Source organism: Arthrobacter ginsengisoli (genome assembly GCF_031456935.1).
In the GTDB taxonomy this organism is placed as follows: Bacteria; Actinomycetota; Actinomycetes; order Actinomycetales; family Micrococcaceae; genus Arthrobacter; species Arthrobacter ginsengisoli.
The window spans coordinates 201,146-215,550 of the sequence record NZ_JAVDVQ010000002.1; the positions used below are offsets into that span (position 1 = coordinate 201,146).

A 14,405-nucleotide genomic window follows, 5' to 3' on the forward strand; every position below is an offset into this window, starting at 1 on the left:
TTAGACGTGTCCCATCGCGTTTCGGTTGGCGTTGCGGATATAGCAGAACCAGCACACGGCCAGCATCAGGATGTAGGCCCCGACGAAGCCGTAGAAGGCCGGGGTGTACGAGCCGCTGGCAGTGTTGGAGGCGTTGAGCACCTGCGGGATGACGAAGCCGCCGTAGGCGCCGATGGCCGAGATCAGGCCGAGGGCCGAGGAGGCGAGCCGCTGGGTGGTTACCGTGCTGGCGCCGGACTTTGCTGCCCGGCTGGAGGTGGCGAAGATGATCGGGATCATCCGGTATGTAGCGCCGTTGCCGAAGCCGCTGGCGGTGAAGAGCATCAGGAACAGGACCAGGAAGAGCCAGAAGTTCTTTAGTGGCAGCGTCCAGACCATGGTCAGGGTGATGACGGCCATCGCGGCGAACGCCGTGACGGTCATCCGGGCGCCGCCCATGCGGTCCGCCATCCGGCCGCCGTAGGGGCGGGCCAGCGAACCGACCAGCGGGCCCAGGAAGGCGAGGGACAAGGCCACGGTGCCGACACCGATGGAGGAAAACGCCGGGAAGTAGTCCTTGATGAGCTTGGGGAACACGCCGGCGAAGCCGATGAACGAGCCGAAGGTGCCGATGTACAGCAGCGCCATGATCCACAGGTGCGGTTCCTTGAGCGCGGCGAGCGAGCCCGCCACGTCGCCCTTCGCGCTGGTGAGGTTGTCCATGTACTTCCAGGCGCCAAACGCGGCGAGCAGGATCAGCGGGACCCACATGAGTCCGGCCACGGGCAGGTTGACCGTGCCGGCGGCCAGCAGGGTGATGGCGATCGGAACGGCCAGCTGTGCGACGGAGGCACCAAGGTTGCCGCCGGCGGCGTTCAGTCCCAGCGCCCAGCCCTTTTCGCGGGCCGGGTAGAAGAAGGTGATATTGGCCATCGAGCTGGCGAAGTTGCCGCCGCCGAATCCGGCGAGGGCTGCAACAAGGAGCATGGTGCCGAACGGGGTCTCCGGGTTGGAGACGCACATGGCCAGTCCGATCGAGGGGATCAGCAGCAGCAGGGCCGAGACGATGGTCCAGTTGCGGCCGCCGAAGCGGGGGACCATAAAGGTGTAGGGGATCCGGAGGGTGGCGCCGACCAGGCTGGGCATCGAGATCAGCCAGAAAATTTCCGAAGTGGTGAAGGTGAAGCCTGCCGCGGGCAGCTGGACCACCACAATCGACCAGAGCTGCCAGACCACAAAACCCAGGAACTCGGCGAAGATGGACCAGTTTAGGTTGCGCCTGGCAATGGAACGGCCCGCGGACTCCCACTGTTCCTTGTTCTCGGCATCCCAGTTGGCGATCCAGCGGCCGGGGCGGAATTCAAGGGCGGGGCCGCCGAGGGTGGTGCCGGCGTCGAGACGGGGCGAAATGCCGGGGGAAACGCCGGTATCGGCGCTTGCGGTTCGTTCAGCAGTCACGGGGACCTCCTTTGGGGGTGTTGTCCCTCCAACTTAGGGAAGCTGCGTTTCCGGGAGCCTCGCCGTTTGTTAACGTGCTGTGACGTTTGCCTATCGGCGCGTTTGTGACGGAGTGAGGGGGCGACAATGAGGCGTAGTGTGATGACCAGCACATGAGACAGTTCCAGGTGTCCACATAGTGGAACTTTCGTCCATTGAATGGACGCCGGGACTAATATGTAATCCTACTTATCCTCATCCGGACGGTCTCAATTAACCTCGGTCCGGCCTGAATGAAAGCGCTACTACATGTCATCCGCTGTTAACCTTTCGAAGCAGGGGTCCGCCGAACCGGTGAACTCGCGCGGCCGCGTCATCGTCGCCAGCCTGATCGGCACCACCGTTGAGTTCTACGACTTCTACGTGTATGCCACCGCCGCTGTGCTCGTTTTCCCCTCCTTGTTCTTCCCGAACCAGAACGAGACCACCCAGCTGCTCAGTTCCTTCGCCGTGTTTGGCGTCGCCTTCATCGCCCGCCCGCTCGGGTCCATCGTCTTCGGCCACTTCGGTGACAAGTTCGGTCGCAAGGGCACCCTGGTGGCGTCGCTGCTGACCATGGGTATTGCCACCTTCCTGATCGGCTGCCTCCCGACGGCGCTGGTCCCGGGCTGGGCATTCTGGGCTCCGGCCCTGCTGGTCGTCATGCGCTTCTTCCAGGGCCTGGCCCTCGGCGGCGAATGGAGCGGCGCGGCACTGCTGGCCACCGAGAACGCCCCGGCGAACAAGCGCGCCATCTACGGCACCTTCCCGCAGCTGGGAGCCCCGATCGGCTTTATCATCGCCAACGTGATCTTCCTGGTCTTCAGCTACACGCTGTCGCCGGCGGCCTTCATGGAGTGGGGCTGGCGCGTGCCGTTCCTGCTCAGCGCCGTTATGGTCATCATCGGCCTGTACGTCCGGCTCAAGCTCATCGAAACCCCCGCCTTCACCAAGGTCATCGAATCCAACGAAGTCGCCAAGCTGCCTCTCGCCCGGGTCTTCAAGACCAGCTGGCGCAAGCTGATCCTGGGCACGTTCATCATGCTTGCCACCTACGTGCTCTTCTACCTGATGACGACGTTCACGCTGACCTTCGGCACCCGTGCCTCCAGCCTGGACGCCGCCAAGGCTGCAGCGGAGAAGGCCGGCAAGCCGATGACGGAGGCCGCCGCCGCCGCGTTCGTCCCCGGCCTGGGCTACACCCGCAACGACTTCCTCTGGATGCTGATTGTCGGCGTTGTGTTCTTCGGCATCTTCACCCTGGTCTCCGGCCCGCTGGCTGAGAAGTACGGCCGCCGCAAGATGCTGATCGCCGTGACATTCGGCATCTTCGCCTTCGGCCTGCTCTTCGTCCCGCTGTTCAGCGCAGGCTTCGTGGGTACGATGGCCCTGCTGATCATCGGCTTCTCCCTGATGGGCCTGACCTTCGGGCCCATGGGTGCGCTGCTGCCGGAGCTGTTCCCGACGAACGTCCGGTACACCGGCTCAGCCATCAGCTATAACTTCTCCAGCATCCTGGGTGCGGCAGTGGCTCCGTTCATCGCCGTGTGGCTCTGGGAGCTGGGCAAGGGCAGCCCCGTGCTGGTCGGCGTCTACCTCGCCATCATGTCCGTGCTGACGCTGATCGCACTCTTCGTCAGCAAGGAAACCCGCGACCTGGACTACACCAACAACGTGGCCTGACGCCCTCTTCGCGGACGGGGCCGACGCTCCTGCCGCTCCTGCCCAGTTGCTGACGGAAATGCCCGGTGTGTTCGCTGAACACGCCGGGCATTTCCGTGTCCGGCATGGGTGTGCCGTAAAGCAACTGGGCAGGAGCGCCAGCACCGGCAGGGGCGTCGGTTTTAGTGCGCGTAGAGTTCGACGAAGTTCCGCAGGATCTTCATCGGTTCCGTGGCGGTGAAGGTCCGGGCGTCCTCCATCAGCATGTCGGCGGATTCCGGCGGGAAGTAGCCGGCATTGCGGTAGATATCGATCCGGGTGACGAGGCCTTCGGCGTCGAGCTCGGGGTGGAACTGGGTGGCGTAGAGGTTGGTCTTGATCCGGAACATGTGCACCGGGCAGGCAGCGGAGCTGGCCAGGAGCACGGCATGGGAGGGCAGGACGGTGCAGGCTTCCTTGTGGCCGGTGAAGGCCGTGAAGCTCTCCGGCAGCCCCCGCAGGAGGGGATCCACCAGCCCCTCGTCCGTCAGCTTGATGGTCACGCCGCCGAGCCCTTCGCCGTAGGTCCGGTCGATTACGGCGCCCTGGTGCCGGCCCAGCGTGCCGACCCCGTAGCAGGCTCCGAGGAAGGGAAAGTCCTCAGGCACGATCCGGTCCAGCAGTGCCGCCAGCTCGTGCTCCACCCGGTGCTGGACGTCGCTTTTGTCCTCGGCAGGGTCGCTGGACGTGAACGGGCTCCCGCCGACAATCACGCCGGAGTAGTCGGAGAGCTCAAGCGGCGGTAGCGGGGTGGCTTCCATCCGGATGCGTCTCAGCTGGGAGGGTTCGAGCCCGCCGTAGCGCAGGTAGGCCTCGTATTCGTCCTCGGCGGCGGCGTCCTCGGCCCGGGAGGCGAGTAGCAGAAATGGCTTCACGGACCCAGTTTGCACGGGTGGGACGCGGGGGCGCCAGAGGCGCGCCCGCGTCCCGCCGCGGGGCCGCGGCTACTCGGCTGCCTCGTCCTCGATCAGGGCGATGATCGCGCCCGCGGAGACCGTCTCGCCGGCAGCGGCGGACAGTCCGATCACGATTCCGGCGCGGTGTGCGGTGAGCGGCTGCTCCATCTTCATCGCTTCAAGCACGACGACGAGGTCGCCCTCGGCAACAAGGTCGCCCTCGCCCACGGCCACCTTCACGATGGTTCCCTGCATGGGGGAGGTCAGGGCGTTGCCGCTGGCCGCCGCCACGGCGCCGCCGCTGCGGGCACGCTTTTTGGCCTTGGCCGGCTTGGCGGCACCTGCGCCGCTGCCGGTGCCCAGCGACGCCGGGAGGATGACCTCCAGGCGTTTGCCGCCGACCTCGACGACGACGCGCTGGCGTTCGCCGGCGTCGGGCGCGTCGGTCTCGGTGCCGGTCGGCGTCCAGGCGGGGATGTCATTGACGAAGGCCGTTTCGATCCAGCGGGTGTGGACCTTGAACGGGCCCTCGGCGGGCGCGAAGTCGGGATTGGTGACGACGGCGAGGTCGAACGGAATGACGGTGGGGATGCCCTCGACGACCATCTCCTCGAGCGCGCGGCGGGCGCGCTGCAGGGCCTGCGGGCGGGTGGCGCCGGTGACGATCAGCTTGGAGAGCATCGAGTCGAAGTTGCCGCTGATGACGTCGCCCTGCTCCACACCGGAGTCGATCCGGATGCCGGGGCCGGTGGGATTCAACAGCCGCGTGATCGTGCCCGGGGCCGGCATGAAGTTCCGGCCCGGGTCCTCGCCGGTGATGCGGAATTCGATCGAGTGGCCGCGGACTTCGGGGTCCCCGTAGCCGAGTTCCTCGCCGCGGGCCAGCCGGAACTGCTCGCGGACGAGGTCGATTCCGGTGACTTCCTCGGAGACGCAGTGTTCGACCTGGAGGCGGGTGTTGACCTCGAGGAAGGAGATGGTGCCGTCCTGGCCGACGAGGAACTCGCAGGTGCCGGCGCCGAGGTAGCCGGCTTCCTTGAGGATGGCCTTGGAGGATTCGTAGAGCCGCCGGTTCTGCTCCTCAGTGAGGAACGGCGCCGGTGCTTCCTCGACGAGCTTCTGGTTGCGTCGCTGCAGCGAGCAGTCGCGGGTGGAGACCACGACGACGTTGCCGTACGCGTCGGCGAGGCACTGGGTCTCGACGTGGCGCGGAGCGTCCAGGAAACGCTCGATAAAGCACTCGCCGCGGCCGAAGGCGGCGACGGCTTCACGAACGGCGGATTCGAACAGTTCGGGGATTTCCTCGCGGGTGCGGGCCACCTTGATGCCGCGTCCGCCGCCGCCGAAGGCCGCCTTGATGGCGACCGGCAGGCCGAACTTGTCCACGAACTCGAGGATCTCCTCGGCAGACTCCACGGGGTCGGCCGTGCCCGGGACCTGCGGTGCGCCGACTTTTTCGGCGATGTGGCGGGCCTGGACCTTGTCGCCCAGGGCGGAGATCGCCGCGGGGGAGGGCCCGATCCAGGTGATGCCGGCGTCGATCACCTTGGCGGCGAACTCGGCGTTCTCGGCCAGGAATCCGTAGCCGGGGTGGATGGCGTCGGCGCCGGAGCGATGGGCTACCTCGATCAGTTTGTCCATCACGAGGTAGGACTCTGCCGCGGTATTGCCGCCCAGGGCGAAGGCCTCGTCGGCGAGCTTGACGTGCAGCGCGTCGCGGTCCGGGTCCGCATAGACCGCCACAGAGGCGAGGCCTTCATCGCGCGCGGCGCGGATGATCCGCACCGCGATTTCGCCGCGATTGGCGATCAGCACCTTGCTCATCCGGCGGGTTGCAACAGCGGTGCCTTCTGGGGCTGATCGCTGCACTGTGTTTGCGGACTGCTCCGAATTTGCTGACAAGGCGTCTCCTTCTTTCCTTCAGGGAGCCTAGCGCGGTTTTGTGGGTTCCGCCGATATTACTTGCGGATTCCGCGCGAAAAGCGCCCGCTCTTTGTAGGGTTGCTACAAAAGTCTGCGAATTGGCTCACTCGGCCCGGAGCAAGGCGGGATCCGCGGCACCAGTGGTCCACAGTTCCGTGATGCCCACCCGCGCCTGGCCCAGCAGCCCGCGGAGAGTCGAAATGGACAGCCCGACGACGGCGTGCGGGTCGCCGTCGACCTTGCGGATGAAGGCCCCACCGTAGCCGTCGATTGTGAAGGAGCCAGCGCACTGCAGCGGTTCGCCGGTGGCGATGTAGGCGTCGATCTCCTCGGCGCTCATCTCCATGAAGTGGACCTCGGCGGAGGTGACGTGCCCGAGGGTTGCGCCGGAGCCGGCCGCCCCGGATTCGTCGGTATCCTCGGTGTCCCGGCAGTCGACGAGCCAGTGGCCGGTGTGCAGCACGCCCTTGCTGCCGCTCATCCGGAGCATCCGCTCTTTGGCGACCTCGGCGGTGTAGGGCTTGCCGTGCGCCTCGCCGTCGAACTCGAACACCGAATCGCAGCCGATCACCAGGGCCCCGTCAGCTTCGGGCAGCGAGGCGACGGCCTCAGCCTTGGCCCGGGCGAGCAGCAGGGCGGTGTCGTGCGGGTCGGTCACGCCGTAGCGGGCCTGCACGGCGTCCTCGTCCACATCGGAGACAAGGACCTCGTGCCGGATGCCGGCATCGGTCAGCAGCTTGGTGCGGGCGGGGGACTGGGAGGCAAGAATGAGGCGGGTCACCGCACCAGCCTAGTTCCTGGGGCTCGCCGTCGCCGTGCCTTTTCGTCAGAGGTCGCTGGGAGAGCTGGTTCATGGACGCGAACCAGGGACCGGAAGACAAACTCCGCAGCGTGCTGGCGATGTGCGGCCGCGCGCGTGCGGAGGATACTTTGCCCGCGAGCAGCGCACGGCTGATTGAAGCCTGGCGGCGGTTGGAGGAGCTGAGCGCCGCGTTGGCCACTGTCAGGACCCGTCTTGAGGTGGCGGCGGTTCTTAGTCGTGTGCCGATAGCTACGTCCGGTATGGGGACATCCCCTACGCCCGCCGAAGCGGTCGACCGGCTTCAGGCGGCCGCCAATAATGTCTTAGCCCTCCGGGACACTTGAGCCATGGACGGAACCCAGTCAGCCGCGGCCGCTCTGGCAGCAGTCGGGTGCGACTGCGCCCCAGGTTGCGGGAAGAGACCGGCAACGGAAGATGCAGGCATAGCGCTGTACGGCGACGTGCCTGAGCTGAACGGTGCGCGTCTGATTGCTGAAATCCGGGCCCTGGAGGACCGGAAGTCTGCCCTGTCGGCCCGCCAGGCACGGCTCGCGGTCGACTTCGACCTGCTCCAGCGCCGCGAACAAGCCGACGCCGGGATGCCGGCCGCGGAGCTGGGCGCCGGCGTCGCCGCGCAGCTCGCCCTCGCAAGGCGGGAATCCCCGGCCCGCGGCGGCCGGCTCCTGGGCCTGGCCAAAGCCCTCGTCACCGAAATGCCGCACACCCTCGCGGCCCTGGACGCCGGCCAGCTCAACGAATGGCGCGCCACCCTTTTGGTGCGCGAAACCGCGTGCCTGTCCGCGGCGGACCGGGCCGCCGTGGACGCCGACCTCGCCCCCGACACCGGAACCTTCGACGGGACCGGGGACCGGGGCCTCATTGCCGCGGCGCGGGCCGCCGCGTACCGCCGCGACCCGCGCTCGGTCACTCAGCGCGCCGGCCACGCCGCGACCGAACGGCACGTCAGCCTCCGCCCGGCCCCGGACACCATGTGCTACCTCACCGCCCTGCTGCCCGTCGCCGCCGGCGTCGCCGTGCACACCGCCCTGACCCGGCACGCCGACACCCTCCGGGCCACCGGGGACCCCCGCACCCGCGGCCAGCTCATGGCCGACACCCTGGTCGAACGCACCACCGGGACCCCCGGCGGGATCACCGGGATCGAAATCCAGCTCGTCATGACCGACCGCACCCTCTTCCAGGGCGACAGCGAACCCGCCCGGCTCCCCGGCTACGGCATCATCCCCGCCGGCCACGCCCGCGCACTCCTCGTTCCCGACAACAACCCGAACCAGGCGGACCCGGACGAGGGCCAGGACCAGGCCCTGAACGTCTGGCTCCGCCGGCTCTACACCGCCCCCGGCACCGGAGAGCTCACCGCGATGGACTCCCGCGCCCGGCTCTTCCCGCCCGGCCTCCGGCGATTCGTGCACCTCCGCGACGACACCTGCCGCACCCCCTACTGCGACGCCCCGATCCGGCACCTGGACCACATCATCCCCTGGCACCGCGGCGGCACCACGGACCAAAACAACGGCGCCGGCCTCTGCGAAGCCTGCAACCACACCAAAGAAACCCCCGGCTGGAACGCCCAACCCCGCCCCGGCCCCCGACACACCATCGACATCACCACCCCCACCGGCCACACCTACCAATCAAATGCACCCCCACTACCGGGAACCAGGGTCAGCGGAACGGCGCCGGACCAACCGGTGGCTCCCAACCGGCACCACCACCACCGCGAACTCCGCCACCGGGCCAAAATTCTCGTCCGTGCCCGCCAGCACGCCCGGCTGGCGGCCTGAGCGAGCAGCCGCGATGGGAGCACGTAGCCAACAGCCCCGCAGTTTGAGGAATACCCCCAAGCTGCCCACAACAAAGCCGCCCGCCGATCGAAGTGATCAGCGGGCGGCCTGTCGGACTCTTCGTGGCAGCCGGGCCGGGCTACCGGGCGGCAGCCTCGGCGGGTTCCGCAACAGAACCCGCGACCGCAGCCACGGGCTGGCGCAGCTTCGCGCCTTCAACGTCCACATCCGGCAGGATGCGGTCCAGCCAGCGCGGCAGCCACCAGGCCTTCTCGCCGAGCAGGTACATCACGGCCGGGACAATCGTCATCCGGACCACGAACGCGTCAATGAGCACACCGAAGGCCATCGCGAAGCCGAGCGGCCGGACCATGTTCAGGTGCGAGAAAATGAAGCCCGAGAACACACTGACCATGATGATCGCGGCCGCGGTGACCACGGCAGCGGCGTGGCTGAAGCCTGAGCGGACCGCGTGCTTGGCCGACTCGCCGTGCATGTAGGACTCGCGCATGCCGGATGCGATGAACACCTGGTAGTCCATGGCCAGGCCGAACAGCACGCCGATCAGGATGATCGGCAGGAAGCTCAGCACGGCGCCAGGGTTCTCCACGCCGAAGATGCCCCCGAGCCAGCCCCACTGGTAGACCGCGACGACGGCGCCGAAGGCGGCGGCGAGTGAGAGCAGGAATCCACCGGTCGCCAGCAGCGGCACCCAGATGGAACGGAACACCAGCAGCAGCAGGATCAGCGAGAGGCCCACCACGATGGCCAGGTACGGCGGCAGTGCGTCGCCGAGTTTAGTGGACACATCGACGTTGCCGGCGGTCTGTCCGGTGAGCCCGATGCTCACGCCGGTGGAGTCCTGGATCTGGCCCTTTTCGGCGCGGAGTTCGGAGACCACCTGGACCGTGCTGGCGCTGGCCGGGCCTTCGTTCGGGATGACCTGGAACACCGCGGTGCGGCGGTCCTCGCTCAGGGCCAGCGGCACTGCGGCGGTGACGTTCCCGGTTTCGCGCAGGATGTCGGCGACGTCGAACTGCCGGGCCTGGGCCTCGGCTTCGCTCAAGCCCTCGGGGAGGTCGCCCACCACAATGATCGGGCCGGTCATGCCCTCGCCGAAGCTCCGCTTGGTGACGTCGTAGGCCTGGAATGCCTGGGAGGCCACAGGCTCGGAGCTGGCGTCCGGCAGGGCGAGCCTGAGCTGGCTGGCGGGCAGCGCCACGACACCCAGCAGCGCCACTCCGGCCAGCAGTGCCAGCCAGGGGTGGTTGGTGACGATGCCGCCCCAGCCGTGGCTGCTGCGGTATTCGTCCTGGGCGCGGTCCTCGGTTTCGTGGCCGGGCGCGGCGTTGTGCTGTTCCGCTTTGGCCCAGGCCCGCTTGGAGATCAGTTTCCGCCCCACGAGGGAGAGGATGGCCGGCGTCAGGGTCAGGGCGACGACGACGGCGACGGCCACAGTGGCGGCGGCTGAGAGGCCCATGACGGCCAGGAACGGAAGCCCGGGCACGACAAGGGCCGCGAGGGCGATGATGACGGTCAGGCCGGCGAACAGCACGGCGTTGCCGGACGTGCCGGTGGCCAGCGCCACGGACTCCTCGGCGTCCATGCCGGCGAGCAGCTGGACGCGGTGCCGGTTCACGATAAACAGGGAGTAGTCAATACCCACGGCCAGGCCGAGCATCAGCGCCAGCATCGGGGAGATGGAGCTCATGTCTGTGGCGCCGCTCAGGGCGAACGTGCCACCCACACCGACGGCGACGCCGACGACGGCCATCAGCAGCGGAAGTCCCGCGGCGATCAGCGTGCCGAGCATGATGATCAGAACCAGGGCTGCCACCGCGATGCCGATGATCTCGGCGGTGCCAAAGATCTCGGAGATGTCCTCACTGATTTCCTTGCTGGGCAGCGCGGTGACGTTGGCGGCGGACACCTCCTTGACGATGTCCTGGACTTCCTGGCGGACCTCCGGTTTGAGGCCGTTGATGGAGGTCCTGAACTGGACCTGCGCGATCGCGGCCCTGCCGTCCTCGGAGACGAAGCGGAGTCCTTTCGAGGCCTCCAGCTGGCGTGTGCCCAGGGCCAGTTTCGCCTCGCCGGCTGCCAGTTCCGTGGTGCCGGCGTCGATTTTTGCCTGGCCCTCGGCGAGGGCTGCCTTCTGCTGGCCGAGCCGCGCCTCGATCGCAGCCGGCGGCAGGCCCGCCGCCGTCATCTGCTGTTCGGCGGCGTCCAGTTGGGCCTTTCCTGCGGCGAGTTCGGCCGCGGCCGTCTCCAGCCGGGCCTTGCCGGCAGCAGACTGGGCCTTCCCGGCAGCCAGGTCTGCGGCGGCCGTCTCCAGCTGCGCCTGGGTTGTGAACGGATTAACCGTGCCCTGGACGTCAGGGAGGGTCTTGAGCTTGGTCAGCGCCGCGGTGACGGCTTCCTGGCCGGCCTGGCTGAACTGGGCGTCGTTGGCTTCGAACACCACGCTGGCGGAGCCGCCGGAGGAGGAGGGAAGCTCCTTTTTGAGCTTGTCCGCCATCTGCTGGGTTTCGGTGCCCGGGATCTGGAAATTGTTGGACAGGGTGCCGTGGAAGGCGGCGGCCGCGCCACCGACGGCCATCATGACGGCAAGCCACAGCGAGACGACGAGCCAGCGGTGGCGGTAGGAGAACTTGCCGAGGCGGTAGAGCAGTAGGGCCATGTCAGTGCCGATCTGGGGAAGGGGTGGTGGTGGTGTTGCCGGCCGGGGCGCTGGCCTGGACCGTGTTGGGGCGGGCGAACCCTGAGCCCAGCAGGCTCATGGAATCGATCAGGAGTTGCCGGAGGGTGGAGAGGGATTCCGGCGTGAGGGATCCGCCGCATCGTGCGAACCAGACATCCATGGCGGCTTTGCCGCAGGAGATGACGGAGCCGGCCAGTGCCCGGAGGTACAGTTCGTCGAGTTCGACGCCGACGCCGCCGCTGAAGCGCTCGCGGGCCGCGGAAATGATTTCCGCCGTGCAGTGGTCCCAGGCTTCCAGCTCGGACCTGCTGAGCTGCGGATTGGCCTGGCCAAGGCTGTACAGCTCGGCCATCGGGGCCACTGTCATCGGATCTGCGAGTTGGACGAGGGCCGCCCGGGCCGATTCCAGGAAGGGTTCCCCGGGCGGCCGCAGCCGAAACTGCTGCAGCGCCTTGTCCAGGAAACCGAACGTGACGGCGGCAAGGGCAGCTTCGGTGCTGCCGAAGTAGTTGAAGAACGTGCGGCGGGAGATGCCGGCGGCGTCGGCAATGTCCTCGACCGTGAAGTTGCCGGGGCCATTGGAGCGCAGGAGCCCCAGGGCGGCATCGGTGATGGCCTGGCGCGTGGCCGCCTTGTTCAGCTCACGGCGCGACGGCGCCTCGGGCGGGGAAGCGGGTGCCGGGGGCGTGGCAGCGCGTGGGGAAGGGAGAGCGGACACCCAATTACACTACGTGCATGTTTGCACGCAGGGCAATTTTCCTGCGGGCCTTCACAGCAAGATGAAAGGTTCCGAACAGCTCTCGCTGAAGCGGCCGGCGGAAACTGGAACCACGTCTTGGAAGAGACACCCACCAATCGCAGCCGTCAGCATGCTGCAGACCAGGAGACAGCACATGTCACGCACCAAGAGAATAACGCTCGCCATCTCGGCCGGGGCCCTGGCCCTGGGTGCCGGCCTTGGAGTTACCGGGATGGCGTCAGCATCCACCACCCCCACCCCTAGCCCCAGCGCTTCGGCGGAAGCGACGCCCGGCACCACCGACGGTCAGGGCATGCGCAGCGGCCACGGGCCCGGCCGCGGCGGGGAGCGCGGCGCCGCCCAGGCTGCCGAACTGGCTGCCAAGCTCGGCGTTGACGAGGCCAAGGTGACCGAGGCCCTGCAGGCCTTCCGCGAAGCCAACAAACCGACCACGCCGCCAGCCGAAGGCACCAGGCCGGACCGCGCCACGATGGACGCGGCGCTGGCCAAGTCGCTCGCGGCGTCGCTGGGAATTGAGGAATCAAAGGTCACCGCTGCCCTGGAGGAACTGCGGACCGCGGCCCAGGCCGACCGCGCCGCCGCGCTGAAGACCAGGCTGGACAAGGCTGTCACCGACGGCACGCTGACCCAGGCCGAGGCAGACGCCGTCGCCAAAGCCGTCGAGAAGGGCGTGATTGGCGGCGGCGGACACTAGGCACCTTTCGCCGGGCCGTTCCGGACGCGGATTAGACGCGGATTAACTGACGAAGTCCCCGGGAGCTTCCCGGGGACTTCGTCAGCTTTGGTTGCTGCGGGCCGTTAAGCCTTGGCTGCGGCCAGTTCGCGGCCGTCCGGCGACGCAGCGGGGGCAGCGGAGGGATCGACGGCGGCGGAACCGGCGTCGGCTGTGTTGCCGATTGTGTTATCGACTGTGTTATCGACTTCGTCGCTGAACGGGTCACCGTTGCGCGGTGCGTTGTACAGCGACTCGTCGAGGATGCCCTGGCGCTTGGCCACGATAGTGGGGATCAGGGCCTGCCCGGCCACGTTGACGGCGGTGCGGCCCATGTCGAGGATCGGGTCGATCGCCAGCAGGAGCCCGACGCCGGCCAGCGGCAGTCCCAGCGTGGAGAGCGTCAGGGTCAGCATCACGACGGCGCCGGTGGTGCCCGCGGTCGCGGCGGAGCCGAGTACGGACACGAGGGCGATCAGCAGGTACTGGGTGAAGTCGAGCTCGATGCCGAAGAACTGCGCCACGAAGATCGCGGAGATGGCCGGGTAGATCGCGGCGCAGCCGTCCATCTTGGTGGTCACGCCCAGCGGCACGGCGAATGAGGCGTAGGCGCGGGGGACGCCCAGGCTGCGTTCGGTCACGCGCTGGGTCAGCGGCAGGGCGCCCACCGAGGAGCGGGAGACAAATGCAAGCTGCACGGCGGGCCAGACGCCGGAGAAGTACTGCTTGACAGACAGGCCGTGCGAGCGGACCAGGGCCGGGTAGACCACGAACAGCACGAGGGCCAGGCCCACGTAGATGGCGAAGGTGAACTTGCCCAGGGAGCCGATCGTGTCCCAGCCGTAGATGGCCACAGCGTTGCCGATCAGGCCGACGGTGCCGATCGGGGCGATCCGGATGATCCACCAGAGGACCTTCTGGATCACGGCGAGGGCGGCGGCATTGAGGTTCAGGAACGGCTCGGCGGCCTTGCCCACTTTCAGCGCTGCGATGCCGACGGCGACCGCGATCACCAGGATTTGCAGGACATTGAAGCTCACCGAAGTGGTGGCGACACCGTCCGTGACGGTTGTGCTGGCGCCGAGGCCGAGGAAGTTCTTCGGGAACAGGCCGGTCAGGAAGGCCCACCAGTCACCGGACTTGCCGGCGTACTTGGCCTCCTGGGTGATGCCGGTGTTGGCGCCGGGCTGCAGGAGCACGCCGAGGCCGATGCCGATCAGCACCGAGATCAGCGCCGTGATGGCGAACCACAACAGCGTGTTCCAGGCCAGCCGGGCGGCGTTGGAGACGGCGCGCAGGTTGGAGATGGAGCTGACGACGGCGGTGAAGATGAGGGGCGCAACGGCGGTCTGCAGCAGCGACACGTAGCTCGAGCCAATGGTCTGCAACGTGGCGCCGAGGGCGTTCGGACTCGCCTTGGTGCTGCCCGTGTACTTGGCCAGGAGGCCAAGCCCCAGGCCCACGATCAGGGCGGCGATGATCTGGAAGCCGAACGAACCGGCCCACTTGGGCAGCTGGAAGCCGGTCTTTCCGGCCGGTGCGGGGGTGCTTGTCTGAGTGCTCACCGGAACACGCTAGGACCAGTGCCACTATCACGGCGAACGGATGTTGAGAAATATGACGCCGTCACAAACGGGCATCCTGCGCGGA

General features: G+C 67.7%; 10 protein-coding genes. 3 read left to right on the forward strand and 7 right to left on the reverse strand.

The annotated features are described in order from the left end of the window. Nucleotides 1-1,389, reverse strand: a complete 1,389-nt coding sequence (locus J2X01_RS03010) for an MFS transporter (protein ID WP_310050923.1) — start codon at nt 1,387-1,389, stop codon at nt 1-3. 336 nt (nt 1,390-1,725) lie between these two features. Between J2X01_RS03010 and J2X01_RS03015 the strand changes: the two genes are divergently transcribed. After that, complete coding sequence (locus tag J2X01_RS03015; RefSeq protein WP_310050454.1) at nt 1,726-3,138, forward strand: MFS transporter; 1,413 nt, start codon at nt 1,726-1,728, stop codon at nt 3,136-3,138. A gap of 161 nt (nt 3,139-3,299) precedes the next feature. Here J2X01_RS03015 and J2X01_RS03020 read toward each other — a convergent pair whose 3' ends face one another. The 3 genes from J2X01_RS03020 to J2X01_RS03030 all read right to left on the reverse strand — a co-directional run bounded on the left by J2X01_RS03020 (nt 3,300) and on the right by J2X01_RS03030 (nt 6,756). Further along, nucleotides 3,300-4,031: a glutamine amidotransferase gene (locus J2X01_RS03020; protein WP_310050456.1), complete on the reverse strand. Its 732-nt coding sequence runs from the start codon at nt 4,029-4,031 to the stop codon at nt 3,300-3,302. A 69-nt stretch (nt 4,032-4,100) separates the two neighbouring features. Next, nucleotides 4,101-5,954, reverse strand: a complete 1,854-nt coding sequence (locus tag J2X01_RS03025) for an acetyl/propionyl/methylcrotonyl-CoA carboxylase subunit alpha (protein WP_374724920.1) — start codon at nt 5,952-5,954, stop codon at nt 4,101-4,103. Between the two features lie 124 nt (nt 5,955-6,078). Then, on the reverse strand, nt 6,079-6,756 hold the full coding sequence (locus J2X01_RS03030) for a Maf family protein (RefSeq protein ID WP_310050458.1): 678 nt from the start codon (nt 6,754-6,756) through the stop codon (nt 6,079-6,081). Between the two features lie 368 nt (nt 6,757-7,124). On the opposite strand from J2X01_RS03030, the gene J2X01_RS03035 reads away from it, so the two are divergent. After that, nucleotides 7,125-8,582 carry an HNH endonuclease gene (locus tag J2X01_RS03035; RefSeq protein WP_374724921.1) on the forward strand — a complete coding sequence of 486 codons (1,458 nt, stop codon included), beginning with the start codon at nt 7,125-7,127 and terminating at the stop codon, nt 8,580-8,582. Between the two features lie 139 nt (nt 8,583-8,721). Here J2X01_RS03035 and J2X01_RS03040 read toward each other — a convergent pair whose 3' ends face one another. Next, a complete protein-coding gene (locus tag J2X01_RS03040) occupies nt 8,722-11,262 on the reverse strand; it encodes an MMPL family transporter (protein WP_310050461.1) in 2,541 nt (846 codons plus the stop codon). Nucleotide 11,263: 1 nt separating this feature from the next. Continuing rightward, the gene (locus tag J2X01_RS03045) at nt 11,264-12,001 is read right to left on the reverse strand and encodes a TetR/AcrR family transcriptional regulator (protein WP_374724922.1); all 738 of its coding nucleotides are present in this window, start codon (nt 11,999-12,001) and stop codon (nt 11,264-11,266) included. A 175-nt stretch (nt 12,002-12,176) separates the two neighbouring features. On the opposite strand from J2X01_RS03045, the gene J2X01_RS03050 reads away from it, so the two are divergent. After that, nucleotides 12,177-12,737, forward strand: a complete 561-nt coding sequence (locus J2X01_RS03050; RefSeq protein ID WP_310050463.1) for a hypothetical protein — start codon at nt 12,177-12,179, stop codon at nt 12,735-12,737. Nucleotides 12,738-12,841: 104 nt separating this feature from the next. On the opposite strand, the gene J2X01_RS03055 is transcribed toward J2X01_RS03050, so the two are convergent. Next, nucleotides 12,842-14,320, reverse strand: a complete 1,479-nt coding sequence (locus J2X01_RS03055; protein ID WP_310050465.1) for a dicarboxylate/amino acid:cation symporter — start codon at nt 14,318-14,320, stop codon at nt 12,842-12,844. Between the last annotated feature and the right edge of the window lie 85 nt (nt 14,321-14,405).

Bases quoted from the DNA above. Each gene is read 5' to 3' on its own strand.
- J2X01_RS03040 (WP_310050461.1), bottom strand. From the start codon at position 11,262: ATGGCCCTACTGCTCTACCGCCTCGGCAAGTTCTCCTACCGCCACCGC.
- J2X01_RS03015 (WP_310050454.1), top strand. From the start codon at position 1,726: ATGTCATCCGCTGTTAACCTTTCGAAGCAGGGGTCCGCCGAACCGGTG.
- J2X01_RS03050 (WP_310050463.1), top strand. From the start codon at position 12,177: ATGTCACGCACCAAGAGAATAACGCTCGCCATCTCGGCCGGGGCCCTG.
- J2X01_RS03035 (WP_374724921.1), top strand. From the start codon at position 7,125: ATGGACGGAACCCAGTCAGCCGCGGCCGCTCTGGCAGCAGTCGGGTGC.